This is a genomic window from Paraburkholderia sp. EB58 (assembly GCF_050436665.1).
Classification (GTDB): Bacteria; Pseudomonadota; Gammaproteobacteria; order Burkholderiales; family Burkholderiaceae; genus Paraburkholderia.
This window is the reverse complement of the sequence record NZ_JBNDMQ010000017.1, coordinates 40002-52944: the sequence shown is the minus strand read 5'-3', so window position 1 is coordinate 52944 and position 12943 is coordinate 40002. Positions and strand designations below refer to the sequence as shown.

Here is a 12943-nt window from a genome sequence, read left to right as displayed (position 1 = left end):
TTCGCGTCTTTGCGATCGTCATGCCCGGTCCCCAACGCTCTGCCTAGCCGACGCGAGAAACGCGCGCCGGCATCGGGTTCGGATTCGCCTCCGTCGGGCTGAAGGCTTCCAGCGCACCGTCGTAGCGTTTGGCAAGCGGCCTTGCGTAGTCGCCGCGCTTGGCGGTACCCAGCCGCAGCGTCACCAGCGCCTCCACCCACTTCACCGCCGCCGTCACGCCTTCGACAACCGGCGCACCCAGCGCATCCTCGATCTCAGCACAGAGTTCGGCCATCCCGGCGCAGCCGAGCACGATGGCATCGGAACCGTCCTCTTCCAGCGCACGACGGCATTCGTCGAGAATGATGCGGCGCGCCGCCGACCCCGGCTGATCCAGCTCGAGCACGGCGACGTCCGTGGCGCGCACGTTGCGGCAAAAGCGCGTCATGCCGTAGCGCTCGGCCAGATGCCAGGCCATGCCGCAGGTGCGCGAGAGCGTCGTCACGACGGAAAAACCCGGCGCCAGCACGCTGGCCGCGTGCATCGCCGCTTCGGCAATGCCGATCACGGGACCACGCGCCAGTTCCCGCGCCGCATACAGGCCCGGGTCGCCGAAACACGCGATCACGTAACCATCGCAACCTTCGCGCTCGCCCGCTGCGACCTCGGCCAGCAAGCCGGGGGTGGCGAGCGCTTCGTCGTAATAGCCCTCGATCGACGGCGGGCCCATGGACGGGCTCACCGCAATCAGCTCGGTACCGGGTGCGACGACTTCCCTCGCGCAACGCCCCATTGCCTCCGTCATACGCAGGGTTGTGTTCGGGTTGATCAGTTTGATACGCATCTTCAACTCCTATTGCCACTGGCTTACCGGATGGTCAAAGCGCGATAGAACACTGCGCCGAGCGCCGCGCCGATGAACCACGAAAAATTCGCCATGCCGTTGAGCGACGGCACCATCACGCAAATCACTGCGATCACCGCCGCGGGCAACAAGGCGGCGACGGCCTTGTAATTCACGCCGTTGCGATACCAGTACGCCCCCGTTTCGGACACCGTGTAAAGATCGTTCAGCAGAATCTTCTGACGCCTCACCAGATAGAAATCAACGATCAGGACACCATACAAAGGACCGATGAAACTACCCAGCACATCGAGCGTGTAGTGAATCACCGCCGGGTTGTTGAACAGATTCCACGGCGTAATGAAAATCGACGCGACCGCCGCCAGCATCCCGCCCATGCGCCAGCTGATCAAGCGCGGCGCAACGTTCGAGAAATCGAACGCCGGCGAAACGAAGTTAGCCACGATATTGATCCCGATCGTCGCAATCGTAAAGGTCAGCGCGCCGAGAATCACGGCGCTCGGATAGTCGATCCGACCGACCGTTTCCACCGGGTCCGTGATCAACTGGCCGAACACCGGCAGCGTGGCGGCGGTCGTGATCACGGTCACGAGCGAGAACGCGAGGAAGTTGACCGGCAAGCCCCAGAAGTTGCCCCTCTTCACGCTGCGGAAGCTCTTGCCGTAGCGCGAAAAGTCGCCGAAATTCAGCATGGGCCCCGAGAAATACGACACCACCAGCGAGATGGCCGTGATCATCACCGGCACTACTTCGAGCCCGTGATATTTGACGCCGCCCAGGTTGATACCGATGTTCTGCCAGCCCGCACGCCACACCATGTAGCCGGCGAGGATGAACATCACCACATACACAGCCGGTCCGGCGAAATCGATAAACTTCTTGATCGTTTCCATGCCGTGCCAGAACACCAGCGCCTGCAGCACCCACAGCAGCATGAAACCGCCCCAACCGACCGTGGAGAGTCCCATGAACCCATGGCGGTGTACGTCCGCATAGGGCAGCAGTTGCGGGAAGAATTTCAGCACCACAATCACAAGCGCGCTCGACGCGAGATAGGTCTGAATGCCGTACCACGCAACGGCGATCAGGCCGCGAATCACCGCAGGAAGGTTCGCGCCGAGCACGCCGAACGTCGCGCGGCACGCGACCGGATACGGCACGCCGTTCTGCTGGCTCGGCTTGGCGATCAGGTTGCACAACAGGTTGACGATGGTAATGCCGACCAGCAACGCAATCAGCACCTGCCAACTGGTGAGACCCAGTGCGAACAGACTGCCGGCGAACACGTAACCGCCCACGCTGTGCACGTCGGACATCCAGAACGCGAAGATGTTGTACGCGCTCCAGGTCTGGTGACGCAGCGGTGCGAGGTCTTCGTTATAGAGTCGCTCGCTGTAACCGGCAGGCATGCCGGGGTCGGCGGCCGGACCCTCGTCGTTAAAGGCAGGGATAGCGGGATTATGCGGTGCTGCACTGAACTGAGCCATGACTCCTCCTTGAATATAGGGACCGTCGATTGCAGATCGACGGGCAATGCATCCGATACGCACAACGCCCTTCCCAGCTGGGTTGGTCAGCACACGCATCGTGGCTCCGCGGTTGTCTCTGTACTTATCTGTACACCTAAGCACTTATTGTTATCGCTTCGCCGTTGGCCGCGGGCTCGCGCCGAAGCGTTCTCGCGTTTACACGACTCTTTATGAGCAGCCGCGTACAGGTCGTATGGGCGAAGTTCGCCACACCGCCAGTTCGCGATGATTCATCAGTTCACGTTTAGTACAGCGCGTAGCCGCGCTCTTTTTTGCGCACGCCGCCCGGCGCGCTTGGGGCAGGTCACATCAAGCTGCCGCGGTACTTCCCGGCCGTGCGCCGAATACTTCGTGCAGATCCGCTGCGCCGCGGGTCGGCCTGTCGAGCATCTTCAGTTCGACGCTTTGCAAATGGCGCGACATCAGGGCCGCCGCCGCCTTGGCATCGCCGGCGTCGAGCGCGGCGAGAATCGCTTCATGGTCTTCGAACGAACACGGGCTGCGGCCGAGTGATTCGTACAAAGCCGAAATCAAGGTTGAGCGTGCAACGAGTCCATTCAGGCAGTCGCACAACACCGTATTGCCGGTGAGCGATGCCAACTCCGTGTGGAACTCGCCCGAGAGGCGGATCCACGCAGAAAAATCGCGCGTTTCGAACGCTTTGCGCTCGCGGCCGATCATGCTGCCGATATTCTTCAGACGACGCGGACCATGCCCTGCGCAGATCCGTTCCACCACCGCCAGTTCGATGATGCGGCGCATCTCGAACACTTCGTGCACTTCCTGCAGCGACGGACTCGCGACGAAGGCGCCACGGTTCGGCTCGAGATCGACAAGCCGTTCGGTCGCCAATGACGCGAGCGCCTGGCGGATCGGTCCGCGCTTGACGTCGAATACTTCGCACAACTGCGCTTCAGTGAGCTTGGCCCCAGGCGCCAACCGGTGCTCGAGGATCGCGGCGCGGATGCGCTCAGCGATCGCTTCGGGTTTCGAACCATTCGAGGTGGCGGAGGATGGGGTCGACATAGTATGCGTTCCGTTATGTTGCTCATCATAGGTTGGACACAATGATTGTCAACAATTTCTATATTGAATTTTCGACAATTGGAGGGCGGATCGATAGGCGGAGCCCATCGGCGTTGCGCGAAGGCCCGCCCCGCTTGGCCAAGCGCCCGGTTCGTGGAAATCGGCCACCTTTCTGATAGCGGATTTTGTCAACAAAATTTGCGCTCGTCACCCACACCAGTGTTTGTGGCTGCTTCAAACATTTGACCGTTAGTTGCGTTTGTGGCCAGCAAAAAAGCGGGCAATGCCCGCTTCACCTTGCTCCGGCCACACCCGTCAACTGAGGTACGGATAGCCCGACGCCGTTAGCTTGAAGCCATGCGCATTGGAGACCAGATGCGCGTCTGCGCCGACCGGCAGCGTCACCAGGTTCGGAATATGTCCGAACTGCAGACCCGTGACTACCGGAATGCCGACCACCGAGCGCATGTGCTCGATCATCGCGTTCAGGTCGTAGCCATTGTCGTACTCGAAGGGCTTGCCTCCCGAGAAATCGCCAAGCACCAGCGCCTGTTGCCGCTCGAGAATCCCCGCCAGATGCAGTTGATAGAGCGTCCGTTCGAGCCGGAACGGCTGTTCGTTGACGTCCTCGACAAACAGGATGCCGCCCTCTACCGGCGGCATATAAGGCGTGCCGACCAACGAGGCCAGCACGGCCAGATTGCCGCCCCACAGCGTGCCGCTGACGTCCACCGTCTGAACTTGAGGCACCGTGCTCGTCAGCGTGACGGTCGGTTTGGTGAGCGCCTCCCAGAAGTGCTGCGACATGGTCTCGCTAAGACTTTCCGCGCCGAAGTCGCCCATCAGCATCGGACCGCCGAAGGTCTTCAGGCCGGCACGCGCCAGCAGCGCCAATTGGATTGCGGTGAAATCGCTATGGCCGACGAACGCGATGGGCTGATCGGTCAGCCGCCGTTGCAAGCCATCATAGTCGAGGCCATGCAGAATGCGCACGGCGCCGTAGCCGCCGCGCACGGCGAGCACGATATCCGGCAGCTTGCGCGCCGGGTCGGCTAGCCGGTTCAACTCGGCGGCGCGCTCACCGTCTGTACCCGCGAAGCGCTGATAGCGGCGCTCGGTTGCGTTGACGCCCTCGACGCGATGCCCCTGCGCATGCAAACGATGCAGCGCCCGGTGAATCGCTTCCGGGTCATGCGGGTAGCCCGAAGGCGCGATCAATTCGAAAGTGCGATGGGCGATCATGATCGGCAGTGATGGAAGGGTTAGTTTTTAGAGTGGCTCGGCGGGGCCAGGTTCGCCCCGAGCTGCATCCCGCGCTTCCCGCACGGCGCGCCGCCGGTCTGCAAAGAATGACTTGAGCGCAGCGGCGCATTCGCTTTCCAGCGCGCCGCCCACCACCGTCGTGTGGTGATTGAGCTGCGGATTGGCAAACGCGTCGACCACACTGCCGCACGCCCCCGTCTTCGGATCTCGGGCACCGAACACCACGCGGGCGATGCGCGCGTGCATGATCGCACCGGCGCACATCAAACAAGGCTCAAGCGTCACGTACAACTCGCAGCCAGGCAATCGGTAGTTTTCCAGGGCCTGCGCCGCGGCCCGCAGCGCGGCCATCTCGGCATGAGCGGACGGGTCGTGTGCCCCGATGGGATGATTGAAACCCTTCGCGATGACCTCGTCGCCACGAACCAGCACTGCACCGACCGGCACTTCGCCTGCCGCACGCGCTTCCTCAGCGGCGGCCTGGGCCAGCTTCATGAAGTGGAGATCGCGTTCCGAGAAGGAGACTGGGATAGCCTGAGGTTCGTCGGCCGTTGCAGCGTGGCTAGCCGGAGCAGATTCGCCGCTGCCGGTACCGGCACAGGCGCTGGCTGGAAGATCGTGTGTGGCGCCGGAAGAGACTTCGCTAGCGGCAAGCTCGAGCGCATCGGATGAGACCGCCGAACCTGCAAACGCTGCGGGGTTCGCGAGCGGCTCGCTCACTGCGGCCCCGGCTCACCGGCAGGCACGCTGGTCGCGCTGCCCGCTGCCCGTTCGGAGAGCCGCTCGGCAATCCGCCGGCAATACTCGCGCGGCAGGACCAGCGGGCCGCCGCGCAGCGATTCGAGCGCCATGTCGAGCGCAAGCATGCGTGCATGGAGACGGCAACGGGTGGCGCGATCGCTGACCGCGTTCAGTTCGTCGTGCAGGTCGCGCAGCGCCCGCAGTTGTTCGACGGCGGGCGGCATAAATCCCGCATTCTTGAGGATACGGTTCGCGGCGTGCACTTCCTGAGGGACCTGGACGTCGTCCTCCAGCGCATGCGCGGCGCGCGCTCCCGGCAAATCGTCGAACTCGCCGCGCGCTGCCGCGGCGGCTATACGTTGTTCAACTAACGCATCAAGCAATCTCATCTGCAGTCCACTACGTTGCGGCTCACGCATTCTATCAGGGAGCCAGGTGTAAGGCTCGGCTGGCAACTGACGATCCCCTCTGATTTTCGGATTCTGCGTATTTGAGGGCGCAGGGTGCCGCGTTAGGGTCGTGTCTCTCCCGGCTGCCTCGCAGGTCACACATTACGATCTGCTTTCGCTGGCGACGGCCACCCTACCTTTTACTTCTGCGTTGAGCTTTCTTATGCGTGTTAACCTCGTGCCCAGCCCATCCAGCATGATCTGTTCGTCTAACGCCCCGCCCCAACCTTTGTCATCCAGCAAACGCGATGTCGCAGCCGCCAAGCTTGCCGGCAGTCGGAGCGGACGGTCTCTCGCACGCGCCGTGTTCGCGGGCGTAGTGCTGTCCGCAGCACTCTCCGGATGCGGCGTGTTCTGCGGCGCCGCCGGTGGCAGCGGCGGTGCGCTCGCGGGAGGCTGCTCAACGGGCATGCGCTTTTGAGCCCATACCTGAGCCCCGCGTAAACTTCTGTAACGGGCGCGCGAACGGCTGTAATCTGGATCTCGCGCGCGCCCACTATCCTTCGGTCGCGCGCTGGCGCATCGCCACGACGCACATCCCGCAGGAATATGACTCGAGATACAGATCACTCAGCCGCGCCGTCAGCCGACACAACGCGTACCTTCCCGCTCGACCCGGCGCAACATCGCGCGCTCGCCGACGCAAGGCGTGCCGCCAGCGACGAGCTCGGCGCCGTCGCCCATCTGATCGCCGCCCACACGCTCGACGCGTACGCGAGCGGCTCCGCGGAAGCCAGCGCATCGAACCTGTGCGACGTCGCCACCGGTTACTTCATGAAAGGCGATCACGACATCGCCGCCAGTTGGTATCAACTCGTCCTCACGCTCGACCCGAACGTCGCGATTGCCTGCCAGAATCTCGCCGCGATCCACGCCGGGGCGGGACGTACCGCAAAGGCGGACACGTATCGCGAGCGCGCCTATCGCATCCAGCGCGTATTTGTCGAACAGGCGCCTGGCCAGGCGCGCCGGGTGCTGGTGCTGTGCGCGGCGCGCGCCTCGGGCAACGTGCCGTTCGAAGCGCTCTTGCCCGGCGCCATCAACTGTCGGATCAAATACGCCATCGACTACGCCGCTGGCGCAGAAGACACGCAGCTTCCGCCGTTCGATCTCGTGTTCAATGCAATCGGCGAACCGGATGTCGCGGCGCCGCTCGCCGGGCGCCTTGCTCGCTTCATGTCACACCTCGCTACTTACGACAAGCGCCCGCTGCTCAATCCTCCTGCAGCGATCGAGCGGACGGCACGGGACCGCATCCCCCAGTTGCTCGGCGATCTGCACGACGTGCAAGTCGCGCAGTGCATCCGTATCGATAGCGCGCCTTCCTCGCCTGCTGCGCTTGCCGGCCTGCTACACGACAGCGGCCTCGCACTGCCTTTATTGGTCCGGCCTGCGGCCACTCACGGCGGCGAAGGGCTGGTTCACTGCGAGAGCGTCACTGCGCTGGAAACACGGCTACGCGAAAGCCAGGGTCCGCAATATCTGACCGCGTTTCGCGACTATCGCTCCGCAGACGGTTACTACCGCAAGTACCGGATGATTTTCGTCGACCGCGAACCGTTTCCGTATCACCTGGCCATCTCGCCGCACTGGATGGTCCACTACTTCTCTGCCGAGATGGAAGGCCACGCCTGGAAGCTCGACGAGGAGCGGCGTTTCCTGCAGGACCCTGCCACCGCGCTGGGCGAGCGGGCGTTGCAGGCGATCATCGCCATCGGCCGCCGGCTCGATCTCGATTACGGTGGTATCGACTTCACTGTGCTGCCCGACGGGCAGGTCTTCGTCTTCGAGGCCAACGCGACCATGCTCGCCCACTACGAGCGGAGCTCGGGTACGATGGCCCACAAGAATCCTTTTGTCCAACATATCGTCGACGCGTTCGAACGGTTGATGCAGCGTCGCACGGCGGCTTGAATGAACGAACCTATGAATTTTTCCGGCGGCCCAGGCGCCTTGCCGGCCTCCGTGTTGCGCCAAACGCGTGACGCCATCGAAGCGCTGCCTGAGACCGGTCTGTCGGTGCTGGGCATGAGCCACCGCTCGGACTGGTTCCGCGGCGTACTCGATGAAGCCGAGCGCAATCTGCGCGCGCTGCTCGGTATTCCTGCCGGCTACCACGTGCTGTTCATGCAGGGCGGCAGCAGCCTGCAATTCTCGATGTTGCCGATGAATTTCCTGCGCGCGAGCCGCCGTCACGCCGAATACATCGTGTCGGGCTACTGGAGCGCCAAGGCGCCGGTCGAGGCGCGGTTCGAGGGCGACACGCGCGTCATATGGGACGGCCGTGCCGACGGCTTCCGACAGTTGCCGTCTGCGGACGAACTAAAGCTCTCGCCAGAGGCGGCCTATCTGCATTACGTGTCCAACGAGACGGTGGAAGGACTCGAATTCGCCGACACACCAGGCTTACCCGATGTGCCGCTCGTCTGCGACATGTCGTCCAATTTGCTGGCTGCGCCGATCGACATCGAACGCTACGCGATGATCTACGCGCACGCGCAGAAGAACCTCGGACCGGCCGGCGTCACCGTCGTCATCCTGCGCGATGAGTTCGCCAGGCGAGCGACAACCGGCTTGCCGACGCTGCTCGACTACCGCACCCATATCGACGCGCGCTCGGTCTACAACACGCCCCCGGTGTTCGCCATCTACGTGCTGATGCTGGTGACGCGCTGGCTGCGCGATGAAGTCGGCGGTGTGCAGGCGATGGCCGCGATCAACCGCGCTAAATCGGAAGTGCTATACCGTGCGCTCGATGCGGCCCGCGGCTTCTATCACGTGCACAGCGCACCGTCTTGCCGCTCGACGATGAACGTGGCGTTCCGCCTGCCCGAGCCGCAGATGGAGGCTTGCCTGCTGGAGGCCGCGCGGCGGGAGGGTTTTCATGGCCTCGAAGGCCACCGCTCGATCGGCGGCCTGCGTGCTTCGCTGTACAACGCGGTGACGCTGGACGCGGTCACCGCCCTGTCGGAATGGCTGGGCGAGTTTCGCCGCCGGGAAGGTTAAACAGCACGTGCCGTCAATTGGCGCTAACGTGCTGTTGCAGGAACAGTGCGAAGCCGTTCTGCGTCGTCGAGATCTTCTTCACGCACTCGTCGTAGTCCGAGCCCATCGAATGGTCCGGGCCGTACATGCCCTTGCACTGCGCATATAAGGTGATCGTCGCGCCGCCACCCTTCGCCACCCGTGTGGCCGAATAGGTGGCGTGACCCGAACTGCCCGGTACGTCGGACTCGATAGCGAGCGCGTCCGCGCGAGTCACCGGCTCTTCCGAGCGCTGGCCCACGTAGGTCTTGGTCCACTGCCACGCCTCATCGCATTGCGCCGCATCGTGGCAGTTCACCGTGGCATTCGTTTGTGCCGCATCGAGAAGGCGCTCGGAGCGGGTGAAGTCGTGGTCTCGTTGCGTCTCTTTGTCGTAGGACGAAGCACAGGCCGTGAGGGCGAGCGCGGTGAGCGCGACGGCAATAATCGTTTTCACTGGTTGAATGTCCCGAGTCGAATTCGAGGGAGATTATAGACGTGTGCCAGACCCGGGTGCAGTTGTAAGGATGGTAGTGGGGACTGTGCCTCGTTTTCGCTCGAGGGGACGCTAGCGTGGCAGCCGGTTGCGCGAGACCTGAGCGAAACTGAGAGCAATCGAACCGCGTGCGGAGACGGCGCGCGGTTCGAAGCTCGCCGCCTGATGGTCCGCTCGACCGAGCGGCGCGTACAGATCCGGGCGACGAGCCTTGAGCCATTGACGACCCGCGCTGGTATCGATCAGATGCGGGTCAATGCCTGCCGAAACGATGGCGCTTTCCTCACCTCCCGCGCCGGCGCTTTCGGCCAGAATACGGCCGCACGGATCGACGATCATGGCGGCGCCTGAGCCAGCCCCCTCGCTGACAGCGTCCAGTCCATCGCTCAGTACGACGAACATACCGTTATCGGCTGCCCGAGCGGGCAGCCAGGCACGCAGCCAAGCCGCTGCGTTGCCATCCGCGCGTCCGTCCACTGCACCCACTTCACCCACCGCTGTGCCGCCACGAGTAGCAAGCCCGGTTACTCCGCCAGCCGCGCTGTCGCGCCTTTGCCATTGTTCGGCGGACACCGGTTGCATCGCCCGTCCACCGCCGCGCTGCGTGGCATAACTTCGATGCGGAACGACGAGCAGCGTCGCCCCCATGAGTGCCGTCATACGCACGTTCTCAACCAGATAGGCGTCGCCACCGATCAGGACTCCGATTCGAACGCCCCACACGGTATCGAACACCGTGAAGCGGTCGCCGCTCACAATGCGCCGATGCTCGAATGCATGCAGCTTACGGTGGCAATGCCGGATTCCGCCGGGCATGCACACCACGTAGCTATTAAAGAGGCGTCCATCCGGCGCACGCTCGATCAGGCCCACGCCAGCGCCGACACCCGTGCGCTCGACGGCATCCGCTACCGCGCCGAGCGAAGGCCCGTCGAGCGGTTCAGCAAGCGCTTCGAGTTCATCGCGATGCAGTTTCACAAGGCTGCCATAGCCGGCAAGACAGGTCTCCGGAAAAACGACGAGGCCGATCGCCTCGCGAGCGCTCAGCGCAAGCCACTGCGCGATATGCGCGACATTCTGCATGGCCTCGCCGCGACGGGATCGCAACGGAATGGATGCAACGCGAAGCGTGGGAACTGACATGGATGACATCTCGCGGCGTGATGAACAGGACAACTCCATTGGACCGCTGGGCATTCGATAAGTAAAATGAATATTCCGATATGTTCGATTACCTTTTGGAATGGAACTCAAACTCCTGCGTGCCTTCCTGGCCGTCGCTGAGCTGCGGCACTTCGGCCACGCGGCCGAAGCGCTGAACGTCAGTCAGCCGGCCCTCAGCAAGCAGATCGTTGCGCTGGAAGAGAGTCTCGGCGCGCGGCTCTTCGAGCGCGGCCGGCACGGCGCGGAACTCACCACCTTCGGCTCAGGGTTTCTTGCCGACGCGCAGGCGCTGGTGCGGGACGCGGACGAGATTCATGCGCGTGCGCGCGAGGCGAGCAGCGGCAAGCGCGGTTTTTTGCGGGTCGGGCTCGGACTCTCGACCCTGACACTCGCGCCGCAACTGATTGCGGAGTTCCGCCGACGCCATCCGAACGTGAGCGTCACGCTGAACGACCTGTCGTCGGCGGAGCAAAGCCGGCGCTTGCTCGCCGGCAAGCTGGATGTCGGATTCCTGCGTTTGCCAGCGGACGCCGGGCTGGAGGCGTTTCCGGTGCTGGACGAAGCGTTGGCACTGGCTGTGCCGCAACACGCGCGCTGGAAACGCACACCGGCCAATCTGAACGAATTGAACGAACTGGGGTTTATTGGTCTCGCACGTGGACGAGGGCCGGGGCTGGCTGCGCAGATCGATCGCTGGTGTGGCGAGCATGGCTTTGTGCCGCGCGTGATCCAGCAGGTCGACGACATCCAGTCGGTCCTCGCTGCCGTTGCGGCAGGCGTCGGCTCGGCGTTTCTGCCCTCGCGCACGCAGTACCTGCTGCGCGATGCGCGCGTGCTGCCATTACGCAATCCCGCCGCGCAATGGCAAGTTGGGTTGACGTGGCAGCTCGGACGGGATGATGCCGTGGTAACCCGGTTCGTTGAATTCGTGCGGGCGACGGTCAAATATCCGGCGTAAAAATACTACGCGCGTGACAAGGCAGCTAAGCCGGATGAAACGGTCGGCGCGGTCAGCCCACCGCGAGGTCCAGCGACGCGAATAACGTAGCGCGAGCCGGATGAGCAAGGCAAACGGGGCAAGCGAGTTACGCCACGCGCACCGGCAAGCAGAAAACTATTGAATCAACGCCGACTTGCCGGCCTTCACCCGCCGCGAGGCACTGCGCCGCGCCTTGAGCTTCTTGAACCAGATGACGAGGCCGGTCGCGCTCAACAGTGCCACCATCACACCCATAAAGCTGACGAGGATACGGCCCGGCAGCCCGAAGAGTCGTCCCGAATGCAATGGGAATTGGGCCTGCAGGAAGATATCGCCAGCCGTACCGTGCCCCGGCACCGTGCCGCCCATCTCGCGCCCGGTCCTTGCATCCCAGTAGGTCCAGGCATTGCCAAGACGGCCGTCGGCGTAAAGACCGCCCGGTTCAAAATAGCCCACCCCGTATAGACGAAGCGAAGCGATTTCAAACGTCGCGCCGGGTTCGGCATTCAACTTCATCCTATGTCCCGCAGCGGTCGCCAGCTCGACGATGCGCTCGCGACTCAACATGGCGGTGCCGGCCGGTTGGGTCGACTGCAACTCGGGGTTGCTCTCAGGTTCGGGCGCCAAGCTCGAAAACAGCGACACGATGGGACGCATCACGGGGCGCTCGAGGTTCATCGAGATCGACGTCAACGCAATCACGCACAGGAGGCCCCAAACCCATACGCCACCCGAGCGATGCAGGTCGAATGCGAGCGTATAGCCGCCGCGGCGCAGACGAAACGCGAACGACTTACGCCACGTCTTGAAGCTCGGAAACGCCAGCACCAGCGCAATCACACTATCGAACAACCAGACGATCGCGACGATGCCCAACAGCCAAACGCCGATCGCGATACCGCTGCCTGTGGTCGGCAAATAAAGCGTGTAGTGAAACTGATAGAGGAACGGCATCAGATTGAGCCGCTTGAGCGACAAGGCGCCCCAGTCGCGGCGCCCCTGGATGGTCCCGGTGCCGGGATCGACCGCGATCTGATTGAAGTCCAGCACATAAGGCTTGCCGGTAGCCGGATCGGGCCGGCCTTGCACACGCATTTGCAGGGTTCGGCCCGGCACGATGCCCAGCGGCAGGTAGGTCACATGCAGACGCGGGTCTGCCGCCTCGACCCGGTTGGCGAGTTCGAGTGCCGTGAGCGCGGGTGCCGTGGAACGCGCGTAGTAGAACTCAGGATTCAGTAGCGCGTCCAGTTCCTGATTCCACGCGATGATCGCGCCCGTGAGACCGGAAACGAACAGGAAGAGCGCTGTGCCAATTCCGAACCAGCGATGCAGGCGGACAAGGATCGATCTCATAGGCGCAGCGTCGAACGCGTGCGGGCCCCTCGCATCGGCTGCGGCAGGGCCCCGAGGGCCGCGCGTTGCAAAACG

General features: G+C 63.4%; 12 protein-coding genes. 3 read left to right on the top strand and 9 right to left on the bottom strand.

The window, feature by feature from the left end; translation table 11 throughout:
* Window positions 1-43 precede the first annotated feature (43 nt).
* From P3T40_RS23950 to P3T40_RS23925, 6 genes are all read right to left on the bottom strand, one after another.
* On the bottom strand, window positions 44-823 hold the full coding sequence (locus tag P3T40_RS23950; RefSeq protein WP_429270187.1) for an aspartate/glutamate racemase family protein: 780 nt from the start codon (window positions 821-823) through the stop codon (window positions 44-46).
* A gap of 23 nt (window positions 824-846) precedes the next feature.
* The gene (locus tag P3T40_RS23945; protein ID WP_429270186.1) at window positions 847-2331 is read right to left on the bottom strand and encodes an NCS1 family nucleobase:cation symporter-1; all 1485 of its coding nucleotides are present in this window, start codon (window positions 2329-2331) and stop codon (window positions 847-849) included.
* 351 nt (window positions 2332-2682) lie between these two features.
* Window positions 2683-3399, bottom strand: coding sequence for a GntR family transcriptional regulator (locus tag P3T40_RS23940; protein ID WP_429270185.1), 717 nt, complete (start codon window positions 3397-3399; stop codon window positions 2683-2685).
* Between the two features lie 315 nt (window positions 3400-3714).
* Window positions 3715-4641, bottom strand: a complete 927-nt coding sequence (gene ldcA, locus P3T40_RS23935; protein ID WP_429270184.1) for a muramoyltetrapeptide carboxypeptidase — start codon at window positions 4639-4641, stop codon at window positions 3715-3717.
* A gap of 27 nt (window positions 4642-4668) precedes the next feature.
* Window positions 4669-5193: a tRNA adenosine(34) deaminase TadA gene (gene tadA / locus P3T40_RS23930; RefSeq protein ID WP_429270303.1), complete on the bottom strand. Its 525-nt coding sequence runs from the start codon at window positions 5191-5193 to the stop codon at window positions 4669-4671.
* 185 nt (window positions 5194-5378) lie between these two features.
* Window positions 5379-5792, bottom strand: a complete 414-nt coding sequence (locus P3T40_RS23925; protein WP_429270183.1) for a DnaJ family domain-containing protein — start codon at window positions 5790-5792, stop codon at window positions 5379-5381.
* 609 nt (window positions 5793-6401) lie between these two features.
* On the opposite strand from P3T40_RS23925, the gene P3T40_RS23920 reads away from it, so the two are divergent.
* Together P3T40_RS23920 and P3T40_RS23915 are read left to right on the top strand one after the other, a co-directional pair.
* Window positions 6402-7766, top strand: coding sequence for a hypothetical protein (locus tag P3T40_RS23920; RefSeq protein WP_429270182.1), 1365 nt, complete (start codon window positions 6402-6404; stop codon window positions 7764-7766).
* Window positions 7767-8858 carry a phosphoserine transaminase gene (locus P3T40_RS23915; RefSeq protein WP_429270181.1) on the top strand — a complete coding sequence of 364 codons (1092 nt, stop codon included), beginning with the start codon at window positions 7767-7769 and terminating at the stop codon, window positions 8856-8858. It begins immediately after the preceding gene.
* Between the two features lie 13 nt (window positions 8859-8871).
* Here P3T40_RS23915 and P3T40_RS23910 read toward each other — a convergent pair whose 3' ends face one another.
* Both P3T40_RS23910 and P3T40_RS23905 read right to left on the bottom strand, forming a co-directional pair.
* Complete coding sequence (locus P3T40_RS23910) at window positions 8872-9333, bottom strand: hypothetical protein (protein WP_429270180.1); 462 nt, start codon at window positions 9331-9333, stop codon at window positions 8872-8874.
* A 111-nt stretch (window positions 9334-9444) separates the two neighbouring features.
* On the bottom strand, window positions 9445-10524 hold the full coding sequence (locus P3T40_RS23905; RefSeq protein ID WP_429270179.1) for a nitrilase-related carbon-nitrogen hydrolase: 1080 nt from the start codon (window positions 10522-10524) through the stop codon (window positions 9445-9447).
* Window positions 10525-10615: 91 nt separating this feature from the next.
* On the opposite strand from P3T40_RS23905, the gene P3T40_RS23900 reads away from it, so the two are divergent.
* Complete coding sequence (locus tag P3T40_RS23900) at window positions 10616-11494, top strand: LysR family transcriptional regulator (protein ID WP_429270178.1); 879 nt, start codon at window positions 10616-10618, stop codon at window positions 11492-11494.
* A gap of 156 nt (window positions 11495-11650) precedes the next feature.
* Here P3T40_RS23900 and P3T40_RS23895 read toward each other — a convergent pair whose 3' ends face one another.
* Window positions 11651-12868, bottom strand: a complete 1218-nt coding sequence (locus P3T40_RS23895; RefSeq protein ID WP_429270177.1) for a PepSY-associated TM helix domain-containing protein — start codon at window positions 12866-12868, stop codon at window positions 11651-11653.
* Window positions 12869-12943 lie beyond the last annotated feature (75 nt).